The 17,625-nt window shown below is 58.7% G+C and carries 16 protein-coding genes and 1 tRNA gene; 5 read left to right on the forward strand and 12 right to left on the reverse strand.

All coding sequences use genetic code 11. The features are described from left to right. Positions 1-18 precede the first annotated feature (18 nt). The 5 genes from D8U70_RS07810 to D8U70_RS07830 all read right to left on the reverse strand — a co-directional run bounded on the left by D8U70_RS07810 (position 19) and on the right by D8U70_RS07830 (position 5,229). The gene (locus D8U70_RS07810) at positions 19-1,038 is read right to left on the reverse strand and encodes a LacI family DNA-binding transcriptional regulator (RefSeq protein WP_016774041.1); all 1,020 of its coding nucleotides are present in this window, start codon (positions 1,036-1,038) and stop codon (positions 19-21) included. Between the two features lie 3 nt (positions 1,039-1,041). Then, positions 1,042-2,019, reverse strand: a complete 978-nt coding sequence (locus D8U70_RS07815; RefSeq protein ID WP_039762079.1) for an ABC transporter permease — start codon at positions 2,017-2,019, stop codon at positions 1,042-1,044. Further along, entirely contained in the window at positions 2,016-3,569 is a 1,554-nt protein-coding gene (locus tag D8U70_RS07820; protein WP_130928595.1) for a sugar ABC transporter ATP-binding protein, read from the reverse strand. Before D8U70_RS07820 ends, D8U70_RS07815 begins: the two co-directional genes overlap by 4 nt. A 55-nt stretch (positions 3,570-3,624) precedes the next feature. After that, positions 3,625-4,581, reverse strand: a complete 957-nt coding sequence (locus D8U70_RS07825; RefSeq protein WP_130928596.1) for a sugar ABC transporter substrate-binding protein — start codon at positions 4,579-4,581, stop codon at positions 3,625-3,627. Between the two features lie 198 nt (positions 4,582-4,779). Then, entirely contained in the window at positions 4,780-5,229 is a 450-nt protein-coding gene (locus D8U70_RS07830; RefSeq protein WP_016774037.1) for a hypothetical protein, read from the reverse strand. Between the two features lie 336 nt (positions 5,230-5,565). Between D8U70_RS07830 and D8U70_RS07835 the strand changes: the two genes are divergently transcribed. The 3 genes from D8U70_RS07835 to D8U70_RS07845 all read left to right on the forward strand — a co-directional run bounded on the left by D8U70_RS07835 (position 5,566) and on the right by D8U70_RS07845 (position 7,815). Next, positions 5,566-6,654, forward strand: a complete 1,089-nt coding sequence (locus D8U70_RS07835; protein WP_016774036.1) for an asparaginase — start codon at positions 5,566-5,568, stop codon at positions 6,652-6,654. A 197-nt stretch (positions 6,655-6,851) separates the two neighbouring features. After that, on the forward strand, positions 6,852-7,121 hold the full coding sequence (locus tag D8U70_RS07840) for a DUF1654 domain-containing protein (protein ID WP_130928597.1): 270 nt from the start codon (positions 6,852-6,854) through the stop codon (positions 7,119-7,121). 4 nt (positions 7,122-7,125) lie between these two features. Further along, positions 7,126-7,815 (forward strand): endonuclease I family protein, encoded by a 690-nt coding sequence (locus D8U70_RS07845; protein WP_024012402.1) that lies wholly within the window; start codon positions 7,126-7,128, stop codon positions 7,813-7,815. An 82-nt stretch (positions 7,816-7,897) separates the two neighbouring features. Here D8U70_RS07845 and D8U70_RS07850 read toward each other — a convergent pair whose 3' ends face one another. Next, entirely contained in the window at positions 7,898-8,263 is a 366-nt protein-coding gene (locus D8U70_RS07850; protein WP_024012401.1) for an SPOR domain-containing protein, read from the reverse strand. Between the two features lie 250 nt (positions 8,264-8,513). Between D8U70_RS07850 and csrA the strand changes: the two genes are divergently transcribed. Then, on the forward strand, positions 8,514-8,708 hold the full coding sequence (gene csrA, locus D8U70_RS07855; RefSeq protein ID WP_003179932.1) for a carbon storage regulator CsrA: 195 nt from the start codon (positions 8,514-8,516) through the stop codon (positions 8,706-8,708). A 220-nt stretch (positions 8,709-8,928) separates the two neighbouring features. Here csrA and D8U70_RS07860 read toward each other — a convergent pair whose 3' ends face one another. Next, a complete protein-coding gene (locus D8U70_RS07860; RefSeq protein WP_110598877.1) occupies positions 8,929-9,384 on the reverse strand; it encodes a DUF2214 family protein in 456 nt (151 codons plus the stop codon). Positions 9,385-9,848: 464 nt separating this feature from the next. Beyond that, positions 9,849-9,925 (reverse strand) — tRNA-Val (locus D8U70_RS07865). Between the two features lie 183 nt (positions 9,926-10,108). Between D8U70_RS07865 and D8U70_RS07870 the strand changes: the two genes are divergently transcribed. Further along, positions 10,109-11,392: an FAD-binding oxidoreductase gene (locus D8U70_RS07870; protein ID WP_122706904.1), complete on the forward strand. Its 1,284-nt coding sequence runs from the start codon at positions 10,109-10,111 to the stop codon at positions 11,390-11,392. Between the two features lie 129 nt (positions 11,393-11,521). Here D8U70_RS07870 and D8U70_RS07875 read toward each other — a convergent pair whose 3' ends face one another. From D8U70_RS07875 to D8U70_RS07890, 4 genes are read right to left on the reverse strand one after another with little or no spacing between them, the layout of a single operon-like run. Next, positions 11,522-12,493: an XdhC family protein gene (locus tag D8U70_RS07875; protein WP_130928598.1), complete on the reverse strand. Its 972-nt coding sequence runs from the start codon at positions 12,491-12,493 to the stop codon at positions 11,522-11,524. Between the two features lies 1 nt (position 12,494). Continuing rightward, the gene (locus D8U70_RS07880) at positions 12,495-13,730 is read right to left on the reverse strand and encodes a cytochrome c (protein WP_130928599.1); all 1,236 of its coding nucleotides are present in this window, start codon (positions 13,728-13,730) and stop codon (positions 12,495-12,497) included. A 2-nt stretch (positions 13,731-13,732) separates the two neighbouring features. Then, entirely contained in the window at positions 13,733-14,272 is a 540-nt protein-coding gene (locus D8U70_RS07885) for a (2Fe-2S)-binding protein (RefSeq protein ID WP_016773947.1), read from the reverse strand. Continuing rightward, entirely contained in the window at positions 14,265-17,096 is a 2,832-nt protein-coding gene (locus D8U70_RS07890; protein ID WP_130928600.1) for a xanthine dehydrogenase family protein molybdopterin-binding subunit, read from the reverse strand. The genes D8U70_RS07885 and D8U70_RS07890 overlap by 8 nt, the downstream gene beginning before the upstream one ends. Between the last annotated feature and the right edge of the window lie 529 nt (positions 17,097-17,625).

The raw sequence follows: 17,625 nt of genomic DNA on the forward strand, positions 1-17,625 counted from the left end.
CTACTCATCAATTCGGTTTCAGCGATATTCGGTGAACACGCCGGACAGCGGCGCGGTCGATTCGCGCAGGACGATACTTGGGGTCACGATGCGTTGATCAGTGCCCGATTCCGGCGCAGCAATTCTGCGCAACAGCACTTCGGCGGCCATCTCGCCCAGTTGCAGGATCGACTGGCCGACCGTGGTCAGCGCCGGATAGACATAACGACTCATCTGAATGTCATCGAAGCCGATCACCGACAGCTCGGCCGGCACTCGCACGTTACGTTCGGCCGCCGCACGCAGCACACCGATACCAATCATGTCGTTGCCGGCAAAAATCGCGCTCGGCGGATTGCTCTCGAGCAGCCGGGCAGCGGCGTTGTAACCGCCGGTGCTGGTGAAGTCGCTTTCGAGCATGCGCTCTTCGCGTACCTCGATTCCCGCCTCTTGCAGCGCTCGGCAATAACCGGCCTGACGCATCTGCGCCACGCTGGTACTGGCCGGACCGCCGATCGTGGCGATGTCGCGATGCCCCAACTCGAGCAGGTGACGGGTTGCCAGATAAGCGCCGTATTCGTGGTCGATGCGCACCAGATCGGCATTTACACCCTCCAGGCCCCGGTCGACGATGACCATCGGCGTCTTCACGCCCGCCAGCCCTTGCGCCAGACCACTGTCACCGCCGGCGGAGGCGACGATCAAACCGTCGATGCGCTTTTCCAGCAACACACGCAAATAGCTGCGCTGCTTGTCCGGGTTGTCGTCGGAGTTACAGAGGATCACGCAATAGCCGTTGCGCTCGCAGTAATCCTCGATTCCGCGCGCCAATTCAGCGAAGTACGGGTTGAGGCTGTTAGGCACCAGCAGGCCGATGGTCGCCGTGGTTTTGGCTTTCAGCGAGCGCGCCACGGCACTGGGAACGTAGTCGAGGCTCTTGATCGCCGCCTCGACTTTGCGCCGCACTTCCTGACTGACCGGGCGGGTGTTGTTCACCACGTGCGACACGGTCGTGTAGGAAATGCCCGCGAGCGCCGCTACATCCTTGATCGTTGCCATGGTTCAGCCCCGGCGACTGGCGCGTTGACTGCGATAGGTGTCGAGCACCACAGCGATAACGATTACCGCACCGGTGATGATGCGCTTGGTCGGCTCCGTCGCACCAATCTGCGCGAGACCGGCCGCGAGTACGGAAATGATCAACACACCAAAGAAAGTGCTGATCACCGAACCGCGCCCGCCCATCAGGCTGGTACCGCCGATAACCACCGCCGCGATCACTTGCAGTTCCAGGCCCGAACCTGCGTTCGGGTCAGCCGCCTCCAGACGCGAAATCTGAAACAGAGCGGCAATGCCCGCCAGCAGGCCCATAAGGCTGAACACCAGAATCTTGTAGGGCTTGGGATTGATCCCGGCCAGCCGAACCGCCTCTTCGTTAGTACCGATGCCGATCAGGTAGCGGCCGAAAACAGTGCGGGTCAAAACTGCCTGCGCGATGAAGATCACCAGCAAAGCGATGATGAACGACGGGGAAATGCCGAACGCGATCGGATTCGACAGCCAGGCGAACGCATCGCCAATGTAGGCAGTGCGCGACCCGGTCATCTGATACGCCACACCGCGGGCCATTTCCAGCACGCCGAGGGAGACGATGAACGACGGAATCCGCCAGGCCACGGTGATCGAGCCAGTGATGGTCCCGGCCAGAGCCGCCACCGCCATGCCGAGCAGCGCCGCGGGCAAAACGCTCCAGCCCCAGCCGAGAATCGCAACGCTGACCGTCGATGCGGCCAGCGCGAGGACCGAGCCGACGGACAAATCGATGCCGCCGATGATCAGCACAAAGGTCATGCCCACCGCCAGCACCATCAGGTCGGGAATCTGGTTGGCCAGGGTGCTGAAAGTGTTGTACGAAAGGAAATGGCTGCTCAGGACCGAGAACAGCGCAATCATCGCCAGCAAGGCACCGGCCAGGCCCAGATAAGTACCCAGGCCGAAGAAATTGCCATTACGTTTACTGGCAGAAGATGCAGTTTTCATGGGAGATCCCTAGGCGCTGCTTCATTGAGCAACGCATCACGTTTCTGGTAGCCGGCGAAAGCGGCGGCAAGCAAATCATCCTGGGTCCAGCTGTCGCGCTCGAAGGTTTCGATCAGACGTCCCGCCGAAAGCACGCCGATCCGGTCGCAGATCAGCATCAATTCGCGCAAGTCACTGGACACCACGACCAACGCCTTGCCCTGGCGGGTCAACTCACCGAGCAAACCGTAAATATCGAACTTGGCGCCGACATCAATCCCGCGAGTCGGCTCGTCGAACAGCAGCACCGAACAGTCGCGCTCCAGCCAGCGACCGATCACGACCTTCTGCTGATTGCCGCCGGACAGTTCCGAGACCAACTGCGTCGGGCTAGAACTGCGGATACGCATGGCTTCGATCTGACGCTGCGCCAGGGAAATTTCGTCGCCGTTGTTGACGAAACCACCACTGGAGATTTCCGGCATGTTGCCCAGAGCGATGTTGGCGCTGATCGACTGACTGAGCAGCAGCCCTTCGCCCTTGCGATCCTCGGTGATCAACGCGATGCCGTTGCGTACGGCATCGACAGGCGAGCGAACACTCACGACTTTGGCCGGGGAGCCGAGCGCGATGGTGCCGCTGTCGGCAGCATCGGCACCGAATATCAGCCGCAGCAATTCCGTGCGCCCTGCCCCGATCAATCCGGAAATGCCGAAAATCTCCCCGGCACGCACCTCGAAAGAGACGTCGCGAACTTTATCCGAACGCGTCAGGCCTTTGACTGTCAACGCCGGAGCGCCGATCTTGCGCGGCCCCATGTCGATGTGTTCGCCCAGCTCGCGACCGACCATCAAGGTGACCAGTTGCTCGCTGTTGTAGTTGGCCATCGGCTCGACGCAGACCAGATTGCCGTCACGCAGCACGGCAATACGCTGGGCCACCCGCGCCAGTTCTTCGAGACGATGAGAGATATAAATGATGGAAACGCCGCGAGCCTGCAATCGGGTGATCTGCTCGAAGAGCATTTCGACTTCGCGCGCCGTGAGCATCGCGGTCGGCTCATCAAGGATCAGCACGTGGCAATCGCCAATCAGATTGCGCGCGATTTCGACCATCTGTTGATGACCGATACCCAACTCGCCAACCAGCGTGTCCGGGTCGATCGCATCGAGGCCGACCTGCGCCATGGCTTCGATGGCAGCCTTGCGCAATTGCTTGCGGCTGATCCAGCCCGCGCTGCTCGGCAGATTATCCAGAAACAGGTTTTCCGCCACCGACAGCGTCGGCAACAGATTGAGTTCTTGCATGACCATGCGCACGCCAAGCTCTTCAGCCTGGGTACGGCTGCCCGGACGGTAGTCCTTGCCGTGGAATTGCATCTGGCCGGTAGTGGGTGTGGCCAGACCACCAATGATCTTCGACAGGGTACTTTTGCCGGCACCATTTTCACCGGTCAGCGCCAGTACTTCACCGCGCATCAGCGTCAGATCGATGCCGGTGAGCACCGGTTGCGCATAGGTCTTGCCGATACCGCTGACCGAGAGGACAGCGTTCGGGGCGGAAACTGACATAGAAATCTCCATGCGCTCGCCCGGACGGACGAGCGCCGTTGTGTCGCCAGATGACTTACTGGGTGACCAGCTCGACCGGTGTTTCGATCACGCCGTTGGCACCGCTGTCGACCTTCTCGCCTTTGATGATCTTCAGTGCGGTTTCGATGCCGAACACGGCTTGCTTGGCTGCAAACTGGTCAGCCGTCGCCAGCACGCGACCGTCCTTGAGCATTGGCTTGATCGCGTTGATGTTGTCATAACCGACAACCTTCACCAGCCCTGCCTTGCCAGCGGCACGGACTGCGGAAACGGCACCGACCGCCATGCTGTCGTTACCGGCCAGCAGCGCTTTGACATCCGGGTATTCACTGAGGATCGAAGCCGCAACCTTGTTGCCCTTGTCGATTTCCCAGTCACCGGATTGCAGCGAGACCACTTTGATCTGTGCGGCTTCCATCGCGTCCTTGAAACCGGCCGTGCGCGCCTGCGCGTTGGTGGTGGTGGACACGCCTTCGATGATGCCGACCTCGTCGCCCGCCTTCAGTTGCTTGGCCAGATATTCGCCGACCAGACGTGCACCCTTGCGGTTGTCCGGACCTACAAAAGGCACGTTGATGTTTTTGCTTTTGACCACGGCGGGATCGAGCTGGTTGTCGATGTTGATCACCGTGATACCGGCGTCTACGGCCTTCTTGATAACCGGCACCATGGCCTTGGAGTCAGAAGGCGCGATCACCAGTGCATTCACCTTGGCCAGAATCATCTGTTCGACGATGCGAGTCTGGCCAGCGGTGTCGGTTTCGTCCTTGATGCCGTTGGAGATCAGATCGAAATCGGCGGAGTGTTCTTTCTGGTAGGCCTTGGCGCCGTCTTCCATGGTCAGGAAGAATTCGTTGGCCAATGATTTCATGACCAGCGCGACTTTGGGTTTTTCTGCAGATTCGGCGAACGCCGAGGAGACAGGTAGTGCGGCGGCTGTGGCAGCCAGCATAGCGACAGCAAGAAGACGTGCGGCGAATGGCAGCTTCATGGGTTCACTCCGATCTTATGATTATTGTGAGCAACGTTTGCGCTGACGTAAGCTACGTCACAGCTCCGGGAGAAAATGCCCTTCCAAGCCGCGCAAACGTTTGCGTAGACCGAACTATGAGAATCCCGCCGGAATTTGTCAACAATCAGAAATCGTCTTTTGTTGTAGGCCGAATCGCCGAATTGGCAATTTGGCGCTTCAGGCAGTCGTATTGACCAAGCCGCCGCTGGGAGCGCTTTTCGACATCTCCTTGACCAACGCACCCGCCACCTCTGCCAGTGCGGCGCTGGTTTGCGCGATCTGGCCCTGAATCGACATCACTGCCTGGGATTTCGCTTCGGGAGTCGGATAGCTTGCGGCCTGAGCCGCAGCCAGTTGCTGCTGCTGCTCCTGAAGTTGTTTTTGCAACTCCTTCATCCGCTTGAGCAGTGTCTTGACAGTAATGCTGAGATTACTGTCGGCCTCGGTTTCACTGTTTTCCTGCACAGGACCACCACCGGTTCTGACCTGATTCTTCTCAGTCTTCTCGGTACCCAGCGCCTGCGCCGAAGCCTCATTGGTCGCGTCGTTCAGGGTGTTGATCGTGGCTGCAGTTTTACCGCCAATGGTGACTGCAGCGGGATTGGCAAAACCGACCGTCAGTGACATGTGAACTCCTAAGATTTGGTTTCCTTGAGGACGCATCGGCCTGAGAGCACATTTCTTTAGCGGGGATTTGTCACCCGCCTGGCTTTTCAGAGATTGCCTATCGGCGAGCCGAACAAGAATCCCGCTGTCGTTCGGAATCCCGGATGGATGGGTCCTCAACGATGCCCCAGCCACCGAAAAATGTTGATTTAAATCATCGGGTTAAACAATTTCCGCCAGCACATTACGCATGGTATGAATCCTGCTCCCGTCCTTGCACCTCAGGCATTCAGATCGGCTTGGGGCGCATCTAGATGAACCTGCATCAGCACCGTCTCACGACTAGAGAGAAAAATAATGAAATCTGCTTTCAATACCTTGATTCCGGGCGCATTGGCCCTACTGCTGCTCCTGCCTGCTGCCCTTCAGGCAAAAGAAGTCGAAACCCAGACCAAACTGGCCAACGTCGTCGTTCTCGCCACAGGCGGCACCATCGCTGGCGCCGGCGCCAGTGCTGCCAACAGCGCCACTTATCAGGCAGCAAAAGTCGGTATCGAACAACTGATTGCTGGCATTCCCGAGTTGAGCAAACTGGCTAACGTGCGTGGCGAACAAGTCATGCAGATCGCTTCGGAAAGCATCACCAACGACAACCTGCTGCAATTGGGTCGTCGCGTTTCCGAACTGGCTGACAGCAAGGACGTCGACGGCATCGTTATCACCCACGGCACCGACACCCTCGAAGAAACCGCTTACTTCCTGAACCTGGTGGAGAAGACCGACAAGCCGATCATCGTCGTAGGTTCGATGCGTCCGGGCACTGCCATGTCGGCAGACGGCATGCTCAACCTGTACAACGCCGTCGCCGTGGCGAGCAGCAAAGAAGCACGCGGCAAAGGCGTGCTGGTGACCATGAACGACGAGATCCAGTCCGGTCGCGACGTCAGCAAAATGATCAACATCAAGACCGAAGCATTCAAAAGTGCCTGGGGCCCGCTGGGCATGGTGGTCGAAGGCAAATCCTACTGGTTCCGCCTGCCGGCCAAGCGTCACACCATGGATTCGGAATTCGACATCAAAAACATCAAGAGCCTGCCTGACGTAGAAATTGCCTATTCCTACGGCAACGTCAGCGATACCGCCTACAAGGCATTGGCGCAAGCCGGCGCCAAAGCCATCATCCACGCCGGCACTGGCAACGGTTCGGTATCCTCTCGCGTGGTTCCATCCCTGCAAGCGCTGCGCAAGGATGGCGTGCAGATCATTCGCTCGTCCCACGTCAACGCGGGCGGCTTTGTCCTGCGTAACGCCGAACAGCCTGACGACAAATACGACTGGGTTGTCGCTCACGACCTGAACCCGCAAAAAGCCCGCATCCTGGCGATGGTCGCGCTGACCAAGACCAACGACAGCAAAGAGCTGCAACGGATGTTCTGGGAATACTGATTGAACATCGCCTGATCACTTCTCGATCGGGCAATTGCGCATCACCTGTCAGCTTGGCAGGTGGTGCCCCGCTTACACCCTTCCAATACTTTTCCCACAAAAATCTCGACAAGCCCTACACCAAAATCGGAAACCCGCTGTCAGAGGATTTTCTTGAATTTTAAGCAGTTGCGAAATCGCTTACAGTTAAATACTGTATGCACGTACAGCTTAATAAGGATAACCTCGTGGCCACCTCTCCTGCTGCTCCTGACGCTTATGAACGCATGGGTATGCGCGTTCAGAAAATCATCAATTCCCCCACCGCACAAAAAGCCAAAGCCGCACTGATTTTCCGTCTGCCGGATGAGCCGATGGGCGACTGGGAGCGCTTGCTCGAGGAAATCGACGAGAATGACAACGTTACCCTCGCTTATCGCGATGACGGTGGCGTGCAGATTTTTTGGGTTGTGCCGAAGGAAGATTGATTCAATGAGTGTCCGCTGTGTTGCTTTGCTGTTGTTGTTTTTCGCCATGGGTGCCCAGGCTGGCGCCCCACGTACATTTTCCGAAGCCAAGAAAGCCGCGTGGAAACTTTATGCGCCGCAATCCACCGAGTTTTACTGCGGCTGCAAGTACACCGGCAACAAGGTCGACCTGAAGGCTTGCGGCTATGTGCCGCGCAAGAACGCCAAGCGTGCATCGAGAATCGAGTGGGAGCACATCGTGCCGGCCTGGCAGATCGGTCACCAGCGGCAGTGCTGGCAGCAAGGCGGACGCAAAAATTGCACGCGTTACGATCCGGTTTATCAAAAGGCCGAAGCAGACTTGCATAACCTGGTGCCGAGCATCGGTGAAGTCAACGGTGACCGCAGCAACTTCAGCTACGGCTGGTTGCCAGTGCAGTCCGGTCAGTACGGTTCCTGCCTGACGCAGGTCGACTTCAAGGCGAAGAAGGTCATGCCCCGCCCTTCGATTCGCGGCATGATCGCCCGCACATATTTTTATATGAGCAAACAATACGGACTGCGCCTGTCCAAACAGGATCGGCAGTTGTACGAGGCGTGGGACAAGACCTATCCGGTGCAGGACTGGGAGCGTCAGCGCAACCAAAGCGTGGCGTGCGTGATGGGGCGCGGCAACGAGTTTGTCGGCTCGGTAAATCTGAAAGCCTGCGGCTGATTGCAGCGGAAATAAAAAGGCCTCAAGCGTTATGCTCGAGGCCTTTTTAATGTCTGTTCAGCGTGTTTTGAAGGCGCTTCGCTTATGGCGTTAGCGGATGCTCGATCACCACCGATTCGATATTTTGTTTCTTGGCTTTTACCAGCGCTGCATCGACCTGCACCTTTCGCGCCTCGGCGTCAGCTTGGGAATTGAACGGACCGATCAGAATTCGTGTTTTACCGCTGCCGTCCTTGACGACCGTCGGAACGAAAGCATGCTCGATCAACCAGCCGCTCAGATCACTGACGGCCTGAGGAGTCTCGCCACGCACTTCCAGATCCCACTGAGGCGCAGCCGCCGCCGGCGCTGCCGCTACCTTCGTCTCAGGCTTCGGCGCATCTACATTCTTGCCTTCACCGCAGCCTGCCAATGCCAGTGCCGCTACCAGCCAAACCAATTTGCGCACAACGCTTCCCTCGGAATTCGTAAAGCGGCGATCTTATCATTCAAAAATACTTCGCGAGCCCCGCAAAATGGGCACAAAACAACGAGAATGATGATTGCAGCCTCTGTATAGTTACGCCCTGGGAATTAATGCCGCTTCTGCGCGTCAGAAAGAGGCACCCAAACCGTGAGACTTCGCACTAATCTATAGATACCACCGACCTCTGCACTGTCTGAATCAGGTGCCCTACAAAGCAATCAAGGAGAAGACCATGCTGATACTCACCCGCAAAGTCGGTGAAAGCATAAACATTGGTGATGACATCACGATCACCATCCTCGGAGTCAGCGGCCAACAAGTCCGCATCGGTATCAACGCTCCGAAAAACGTGGCAGTGCACCGTGAAGAAATTTACCAACGCATCCAGGCCGGCCTGACCGCTCCGGACAAGCCGCAAACGCCCTGAGCCACTTTGCATTACGTAGCCAGTCCTATTGCCGTCGCGCAAGACTGGCTAAAGATTCACGCGCCGTTTAGCCATCCGCATTTCACCCCCGCTGGGCACGGCGCCTGAAGCATGCTGACTCCTTTCAATTGCCCCTCCCTCCTTTCTTGCGCCGATATTACCTTTCACTCCTGGAGCTGGCTGTCGGACGTTTCCGATAGAGCACGGCGAATTTCGCCTTCTAAGCGAATATCACGCCACGCGCCATGCCTGTCGCCGCGACCATCATCAGGATCAGCAGCAGCGCTTCAACATGACTGATTCGCGCGTACAACTTCGCACGTCCGCTATCAAGCGCCACACCGCGCGAGGATGCGATGCGCCATTTGATCAGCGTGATCATCGGTGCAAGCTCCATCAGCAGGATCAGCAAGAACAGCGTCATCTTCAGATGAAACAGCGGCTGATGCAGGTAATAGCCAGAGCCTTTCTCGTAACCACCAAACGCACGCATTGCTCCGGTGATAAGCAGCGTCAAAGCTGAAAGCCCCCAAAGGTTATCCGCGAGCAGAACGCGCTTGACCTCTCCCGTGCCCGCCGAGAGTTTTCGGAAAGCTGTGCCGCGCGTCAGCGCCGCCCAGAAAGCCAAGGCAAACGCGAATAGATGAATAGCGGCAAGGACCCACTGACTCAGCATCGACGCACTCCCTTATAAAGAGTTGAAAATCGGCCAGTCAGTAGTAGACGAAAAAGCGGGGCCTCGCTTGGAGCTGACGGCGAGACAGATGCCAAACGCCAAAACGCAGGCAAAAAAAATCCCAAGCAGCTGATGGAAGCTTGGGATTTAAAAATGCATAAACCGTGGTGGTGAACGCGGAACGGATGTTACTTAAATTCCCAATATGCAACAAGGCTTTTTCGATAACCGGTTGGAGAAAAATAGCTGTAAGCCTTTGGATATTCAGGTGTTTTCAACAACGAAATGGTAGAAAAACGCACCAAAATGGCGCTTGATCACTTTGCCCAAATAGTAATTAATGGAGAGCTGATCAGAGCGAAGCGGAAATGACTGGGAACAAGCGTTGCGCAAATCGCAGACAACAAAAAAGGGCCCACCTTTCGGTGAGCCCTTCTAGACCGCCCAGCAGAGCGGATTTTGTTTGGTAGGCGCGATTGGACTCGAACCAACGACCCCCACCATGTCAAGGTGGTGCTCTAACCAACTGAGCTACGTGCCTGCTGTGAGGCGGCATTCTACGGAATTCCGGAGGGGTGTCAACACCTTTTTTTCACCTAACCCTATGAATATGCAAAATATTTAATTTCGCCTCAGCGACGAAGATTTTCCGGTGGCTGGCGGAGGTTTTTCAACTCGGGTAGGATCGACGCACTCGTAAAATATATTAAACAGAGGCGGCAGGATGGCGAACACCCAATACCCAGAGTCTTATTACGCTGCGTCGGCCAATGCCGTACCACCACGCCCTGTGCTGCAGGATGATGTGGAGACGGACGTCTGTGTGATCGGCGCCGGGTATACCGGGCTGTCGTCCGCTCTGTTTCTGCTGGAGCACGGATTTCGTGTAACCGTGCTGGAAGCGGCCAAGGTCGGTTTCGGCGCTTCGGGGCGTAACGGCGGGCAGATCGTTAATAGTTATAGCCGCGACATTGACGTCATCGAACGCACCGTCGGCCCCAAGCAGGCGCAATTGCTCGGCGAAATGGCCTTTGAAGGCGGCCGGATCATTCGCGAGCGCGTGGCCAGATACAACATCCAGTGCGACCTGAAAGACGGTGGTGTATTCGCCGCCCTTTCCGCCAAACAAATGGGCCACCTTGAATCGCAGAAACGGTTGTGGGAACGCTTTGGTCACACTCAGCTGGAACTGATGGACCAACGCCGCATCCGTGAAGTGGTGGGTTGCGATCAATACGTCGGTGGCATGCTCGATATGAGCGGCGGCCACATCCATCCGCTGAATCTGGCGCTCGGTGAAGCAGCGGCAGTCGAGTCTCTCGGCGGCACCATCTATGAGCAATCACCTGCCGTGCGCATCGAGCGCGGGGCCAATCCGGTTGTGCATACGCCGCAAGGCAAGGTCAGGGCCAGGTTCATCATCGTTGCCGGCAACGCCTACCTCGGTAATCTGGTGCCGGAGCTGGCGGCCAAATCGATGCCGTGTGGCACTCAGGTGATCACCACCGAGCCACTGGGCGATGAGTTGGCCAAGGCGCTATTGCCGCAGGACTACTGCGTGGAAGACTGCAACTATCTGCTCGACTACTATCGCCTGACCGCCGACAAGCGCTTGATCTTCGGTGGCGGCGTGGTTTACGGCGCTCGCGATCCGGCGAACATCGAAGCGATCATCCGCCCGAAGATGCTCAAGGCCTTCCCGCAACTCAAGGACGTGAAGATCGACTACGCCTGGACCGGCAACTTTCTGCTGACCTTGTCGCGCTTACCGCAGGTCGGGCGCCTAGGCGACAACATCTATTATTCGCAGGGTTGCAGCGGTCACGGCGTCACCTACACGCACCTGGCTGGCAAAGTCCTCGCCGAAGCGTTGCGCGGCCAGGCCGAGCGCTTCGACGCCTTTGCCGACCTGCCGCACTACCCCTTCCCCGGCGGGCAATTGCTGCGCACACCGTTTGCCGCGCTGGGCGCCTGGTATTACGGGCTGCGCGATAAGTACGGCCTATAAACACCATTGTGGCGAGGGGATTTATCCCCGTTGGACTGCGCAGCAGTCCCCTCCTGCTCAAGAGGGGGCGCTTCGCACCCCCAACGGGGATAAATCCCCTCGCCACAGTAGATTCAGCAAGGCTTAGGATCAGAGCTGATCCCGAGCGATCCCGCTGCGAATCCGCAAGATATCCGCCAGCACCGCCAGCGCAATTTCCGCCGGTGTCTTGCTGCCGAGGTTGAGGCCGATCGGCGCATGAACCCGCGCCAGCTCTGCCTCACTCAAGCCACCAATGCGGCGTAAGCGCTCGAAGCGTTTCTGCGACGTCTGCTGCGATCCCATCACACCGATGTAAAACGCTTCGGTGCGCACCGCTTCCATCATCGCCAGATCGTCGATGCGCGGATCATGGGTCAGCGCCACCACTGCCGTGTCGCGATGGCAGCCACCATCGGCAACGAACACCGAAGGCATCTGCCGACGGATTTCCACGCCATTGAGCACCACACCTTCCAGCACCTCCTCGCGCGGATCGCAGAGAATCACTTCGAAGCCAAGCCCTACCGCGAACTCGGCACAGGCCTGCGCCACACTGGAGTAGCCAGCGAGCAACAAGCGCTGTGCTGCACCGACACGAATGCGCACCCGATCGATCTCACGCTCTATCCGCGCGCCCTGCTCGCGATCAGCAAACAGAGTGCGCGCACCGCTGGCCAGATCAACTTCGCGAAGCAGACGACGCTGCCCCAGCAGCGCCGATTCCAGTTCACGCAGGTGCGCCTGCACCGCGCAGTCGGCGTCAAGTTTCTCAACCAGCACATCAAGAATGCCGCCGCAAGGCAGGCTGACCCGCGAGCGCGGATCATCGCCTTCGCCGTAACGCACAACGCTGACCGCTTCGAGAAATGCACCTTCGGCGACGCGCTCAAGGAAATCCTCCTCAACGCAACCGCCCGACAGCGAACCGATCCACTGCCCGCCTTCATTCACTGCGAGCAGCGAACCCGGCGCGCGCGGTGCCGAGCCGTAAGTGGTCAGCACCGTGCACAGCCAGATTCGCTGCCCGGCCACCGACCATTCCAACGCCCGACGCACCACTTGCAGATCGAGATGCTGCATATCAGTGGGCCTTGTGCTCGACGCTCGGTCCGTCGGCTTGCAGCTTCTGCACTTCGCTCACCGCCAGTTCAGCGCCCTGCCCGCCCCAACCCTGACGCAGGTAGTTGAGCAGATCAGTCAATTGCTCAGGACTGAGCTTTTCAGCAAAACCCGGCATCGGCTGCATGTGCTCGAACCCGGAGAACTTCTGTTCGCCGATGCCATCTTCGATCACTCGCAACAGGTTGCGCGGATCTTCCAGACGCAACGTGGTGTTGCCACGCATGGCCACTGCGATGTGCGGCTTGCCTTCACCGCCATCCGCGTGACAACCGGCGCAGACGTTCAGATATTCCTGACGGCCGCGCTGAGCACTCGGGCTGAGCTTGTCGAGCGGCACCTCGACGAGCTCTTTGGCTGGCGGCGGTTGCTCACCCAGCAGGAATGTTGCCATTGCTGCCAGATCAGCATCGCTCAGACCCTGAGTGCTGTTGTGGAACACCGGGAACATTTCGTTGAACATCGTTCCTTGCGCGCTCATGCCGTGCTTGAGAAACGTGCTCAGATCCTGCTGATTCCAGCCGCGCGCGGCCAGGTCAGTGGCCAGCAGGCTTGGCGCCAGATAACCATTGAGGATGCCGCCGGTCATGCGCTTGTCCATTTGCATCGCGCCGGGCAGGCCGCGTGGCGTATGGCATTCGCCGCAGTGACCGAGAACGTCGACCATGTACTGGCCGCGCTTCCACGCCTCACTTTTGCCTTCCGCCGATTCCAGCTTGACGTCTTTGCCGTAGAGCATGTTCCAGCCCGTCAGGCCCAGACGCACATTGAACGGAAAGCTCAGGCTGGTCACCGGCGCGGCGCGTTCGATCGGCTCGATGGTTTTCAGATACGCGTGAATCGCATCGGAATCGGCGCGCGGCATCAGGTGATACGAGGTGTACGGCATCGCCGGATACAGATTCGCACCGTCGCGCCGCTTGCCTTCGGTCAACGCAGCGAAGAACTCATCATCGCTGTACAGACCGATGCCGTGCTCTTTGCTCGGGGTGATGTTGGTGCCGTAGATCGTGCCGAATGGCGAGACGATCGGCAGGCCGCCGGCATAGGGCGCGCCACCCGGTGCGGTGTGGCAGGCCATGCAGTCAGCGGCGCGGGCGAGGTATTCGCCGCGCTTGATCTGATCGTCGGCGTGGACCGCCAAAAACGGCGCAGCCAGTCCGACCGCAAAAGTCAGGCGGGTCAGTAAACGCTTCATGCTCAACCCTCCTTGACCAGACCAAGATCGGTCAGCACGTTGCGCGTGGCGTTGTAATAACGCACGTACCCGGTGCAGCGGCAGACGTGATGGCCGAGGCTGTCCTCGATCACCTGTTCCAGCTGACTTTTGACGATCGGCTGGCGCTGCAGCTTCTCGACCAACACCGTCGCGGCGTTGACGAAGCCTGGCGCGCAGTAGCTGCACTGGAAGGCAAACTCGTCGACAAAGCGCTGCTGGATCGGATTGAGCTCGGTGACCTGGCCTTGCTCATCGCGAGTGGCGTGACCTTCGATGGTGCGGACTTTCTTGCCCTCGAAGTAATGCGCACCGGTGATGCAGGTGCGCACTTCTTCGCTGGTGCCGTCGGGATTGTCGACGATCACCACGCAGGCGTGGCAGATCCCCTGACCGCAGCCCAGCCGCGAGCCGGTGAGGTTTTTGTATTCGTGCAGGTAGTCGATCATCGGCAGGTCATCAGGGATGTCCACCGGGCCGACGGATTGACCATTGAGGGTCAGTTGAAGCGGACGGTTAGCCATTGAGGGCCTCCTTGATGCGCGCAGCGGTGATAGGCAAGTCACGAACACGTTTACCGATGGCGTGCGCCACGGCGTTACCGATGGCACCGACAATCGGGATCATCACCACTTCGGCGATGCCCTTGGACGGATCGCTCGGCGACAGCGGCGGCAGGATCTCCGCGGTCTGCTTCCACACCGCAACGTGACGCGCCATGGGCAGGCGGTAACGGTTGAAGTTCCAGTCACCCTCCCCCGGCCCGCCTTCGTACAACGGCATCTCTTCCATCAGCGCATGACCAATACCCATGGCGATACCGCCTTCGAGCTGGCCCTTGACCAACTCTTCAACCAGCACCCGACCACACTCGATCCACGAATGGTGGTTGAGCACCTGAACTTCCGCCGAGCCTTTATTGACCTTCAACTCGACCAGCGTCGCGACCGGGCTGTAATAGGTCACGGCAGCGTTGTTCAACTGCACTACCGGGTAGTTGACGTTCTGCCGATCAAGCAAGTGGAAGCCGGCGCTGTTCATCTGCGCTTTCTTCGCTTGCGGCGCGCCATCGCCGTATTTCACCGCCAGACCGTCGAGCGGCAGGCGCTCGCGCACGCCGTCGATGCTGTATTCAGCCTCGGCCCAGCTCCAGCGGTTGAAACCATGCACCGTGGCGCCAGTCACCAGACCGCGTTCGTGGGCGCGCTTGGCCAGCTCCTCGAAACTCAGCGGCTGCATACCGTTGGCGGTCAGCTTGCCGTCGATCCAATGCGCATCTTCGCGACGCACCACATAAGGGTTGGCTTGGCCGCCGTACGGACCCTGACGCCAGATCTCCAGCGCCGCCGGCCACAAGCCGTGGTTGAACAGCACACGCGCCGCTTCACGGGTCGCGTGGCTGAAGTAATAGGCGGAGTTGGTCGCCGAAGACGCCGACGCCAACTTGCCGACCCAGCGCGGATTGCGCAGCAGATTGTCCTGCTCGGCCTGACTCATGATGTACGGGTTGCCGCTGGTGATCAGCTGCATTTCCTGCCACTCGGTTTCGCCGGTCTTCACATCATGCGCCGGGCTGCCGAGGAAATCGGCGACGACCAAGGCTTGCGAAGTGGACATGCCGGTACCGATTTCGATGCCGATATGGCGCAGGGTGATGCGCCCGTCTGCGGTGAATTCGATGCTGGCCATCGGCGCTTCGGAGCCGGTACCGAAGTCTTTCTGGCAGATGGCGAAACCGACGCCGTACCAGTTATCCGGGTCTGCCGCTTCACGTTGCTGCTTGATCGTGTCGCGATTTTTCCAGACTTCGTGCACCGAGGCCTTGTCGAGGATTTCATGCAGGCGCAGTGCACCGGCCGGGATTGCGCCCTGGGTGTTTTTCATGCCGGAACGCAGGGCATTCCTGCGGCGCAAATCGATGGCGTCGACACCCAGGCGATTGGCGATCTCGTCGACCATCATTTCGGTCGCCGCCATGCTTTGCAGAGTGCCGTAACCGCGCATCGAACCCGCCTCGACCGCGCGCGAGTGATACGCGGTGACCTGCAGATCGTTCTGCGGCATGTAGTAGATCGACTGCGCTGCGGTGGCGCCAACCGCCGCCACCGATGGGCTGTAGTTGACCCGACCGCCGCCATCGACGCTCATTTCCGCGCGGAAAATCTTGAAGGTGTAGTCGTTCTTGTCCACGGCCAACTGGTAGCGGATGTCGAACGGGTGACGCTTGATGCCGCTCTGGAACTGCTCGTAGCGGTCGTTGGCCAGACGCACCGGCACACCGGCGCCGTACAGCGCAGCCAGGGCTGCGTAGTAGACGAAAATGTTGTGGTCTTTGGAGCCATACCCGACGGTGTAGCCCGGGTGCATGTTCAGGTTGGCCAGGCCGAAACGCGACGGCCCGATCATCTTCGCGGTCTCGGTCGCGACTTCCAGCGGGCACTGCGTCGCCACGACGAAATGCAGGGTTTTGGTTTTCGGGTCGTACCAGCCGTTGCCGTTGTCCGGCTCGAGGGCGGCCGGCTCGATCGACGGCGTCTTGTAGCGCTCATCGAACACCAGCCAGTTGTCTGGCGGCGTGTCGATTTCCTGCTTCATGCGATCGGCGTAGAACAGACCGCGCTCGGTGAGGTTGCCATGCAGGTTCGGCGATGCATTCCACACTGGACGGCGGTTCTTCAGCATCGGGAACAGGATCGAATCCTTGAGGCTGGCGAACTCGTCTTCGTCCGCCGAGGTCGCGCCACCGACGCGCACATAGCGGAAGCTGCCGTAGGGATCACCTTCGTAGAACGGCACTTTGGCGCCGTAACGAATCGCTTTGTCATTGAATTTGAGTTGGTTCTTGGCCTGACGGAAACGCTCGAAGTCGTTCCAGATCAGGATCGCCACCGGATGACCGATGAACATCGGCACTTTACCTTCCGGCAGCAATGGATCAGGCGCGTGCTCTTCGGGGAAGACAATACCGTCCTTGTCCAGATCGGCAGCGGTAACGATGCGGTCCGGCTGCAGATCAGCGCCGAGCCACGACAGGTCGTAACCTGCGTAGATACGGTCGGCCTTGATTGTTTTCAGCAGCATCGCGTGGCCTTGTTGCTCAGGCCAGCCGGGCATGTCCTTGGCGCGGATGTCGCGGGCAAACACCTTGCTGCCGCAGACCTTGGACAAGGCATCGTTGCGTTGCCGCGCCTTGCCGTTATTGCCGAGCCATTTCTCGGACGGCACGGTGACGCTGTTTTCCATCAAGGCAGCCAGCGCCTGACTGCTGAGCGGCGTAAGCGTAACGCTCACACCCGCCACCAGCCCGCCCTGGAGGAACGAGCGCCGGGATATTTCACGGTTGGACATGGATCATCCTCTGGGCGGTTATAGGTCCGCCCTTGTGGTTATCTACTGGGGATCTCGAGTCGTGCAGAAGCTCTTTCTGGCGAAGCAAAGAGCTGTGTTGACAGTGCAAAGCTGACCGAAAGGTTAACTTTAAAGGTTTCTGCGCCCACAGCAAACAACCAGTTACAAAAACCTGACTAAATAATCAAAAAAATCAATGCGACGTGGCACCGCAGTAGGCTTGCAGAGATTCTTGTAGGAGCTGTCGAGTGAAACGAGGCTGCGATCTTTTGATCTGGATTTTTTAAGAGCAAGATCAAAAGATCGCAGCGTGCCGCAGCTCCTACAGGACGATTTGCGCAGGAGTTCGAGAGGGGAATAACCAAATTTCAGACACAAAAAACCCCGGTCTTTCGACCAGGGTCTTTGCTATCGATCCGATTCAGCCGATGGCTGGTTTCGGCGCTTCAAGGCGTTCAGTGGTCCTTGAAACAGATATGGCGCAGCGGACGGGACTCGAACCCGCGACCCCCGGCGTGACAGGCCGGTA

This window comes from Pseudomonas sp. Sample_20, assembly GCF_004307585.1.
Taxonomy (GTDB): Bacteria; Pseudomonadota; Gammaproteobacteria; order Pseudomonadales; family Pseudomonadaceae; genus Aquipseudomonas; species Aquipseudomonas atacamensis.

What these genes read in the sequence shown, in the direction of transcription:
- D8U70_RS07825 (WP_130928596.1), bottom strand. Translation starts at nt 4,581, where the DNA reads ATGAAGCTGCCATTCGCCGCACGTCTTCTTGCTGTCGCTATGCTGGCT.
- D8U70_RS07860 (WP_110598877.1), bottom strand. Translation starts at nt 9,384, where the DNA reads ATGCTGAGTCAGTGGGTCCTTGCCGCTATTCATCTATTCGCGTTTGCC.
- D8U70_RS07880 (WP_130928599.1), bottom strand. Translation starts at nt 13,730, where the DNA reads ATGAAGCGTTTACTGACCCGCCTGACTTTTGCGGTCGGACTGGCTGCG.
- D8U70_RS07870 (WP_122706904.1), top strand. Translation starts at nt 10,109, where the DNA reads ATGGCGAACACCCAATACCCAGAGTCTTATTACGCTGCGTCGGCCAAT.
- D8U70_RS07885 (WP_016773947.1), bottom strand. Translation starts at nt 14,272, where the DNA reads ATGGCTAACCGTCCGCTTCAACTGACCCTCAATGGTCAATCCGTCGGC.
- D8U70_RS07845 (WP_024012402.1), top strand. Translation starts at nt 7,126, where the DNA reads ATGAGTGTCCGCTGTGTTGCTTTGCTGTTGTTGTTTTTCGCCATGGGT.
- D8U70_RS07820 (WP_130928595.1), bottom strand. Translation starts at nt 3,569, where the DNA reads ATGTCAGTTTCCGCCCCGAACGCTGTCCTCTCGGTCAGCGGTATCGGC.
- csrA (WP_003179932.1), top strand. Translation starts at nt 8,514, where the DNA reads ATGCTGATACTCACCCGCAAAGTCGGTGAAAGCATAAACATTGGTGAT.
- D8U70_RS07890 (WP_130928600.1), bottom strand. Translation starts at nt 17,096, where the DNA reads ATGTCCAACCGTGAAATATCCCGGCGCTCGTTCCTCCAGGGCGGGCTG.
- D8U70_RS07875 (WP_130928598.1), bottom strand. Translation starts at nt 12,493, where the DNA reads ATGCAGCATCTCGATCTGCAAGTGGTGCGTCGGGCGTTGGAATGGTCG.
- D8U70_RS07810 (WP_016774041.1), bottom strand. Translation starts at nt 1,038, where the DNA reads ATGGCAACGATCAAGGATGTAGCGGCGCTCGCGGGCATTTCCTACACG.
- D8U70_RS07835 (WP_016774036.1), top strand. Translation starts at nt 5,566, where the DNA reads ATGAAATCTGCTTTCAATACCTTGATTCCGGGCGCATTGGCCCTACTG.
- D8U70_RS07840 (WP_130928597.1), top strand. Translation starts at nt 6,852, where the DNA reads ATGCACGTACAGCTTAATAAGGATAACCTCGTGGCCACCTCTCCTGCT.
- D8U70_RS07830 (WP_016774037.1), bottom strand. Translation starts at nt 5,229, where the DNA reads ATGTCACTGACGGTCGGTTTTGCCAATCCCGCTGCAGTCACCATTGGC.
- D8U70_RS07815 (WP_039762079.1), bottom strand. Translation starts at nt 2,019, where the DNA reads ATGAAAACTGCATCTTCTGCCAGTAAACGTAATGGCAATTTCTTCGGC.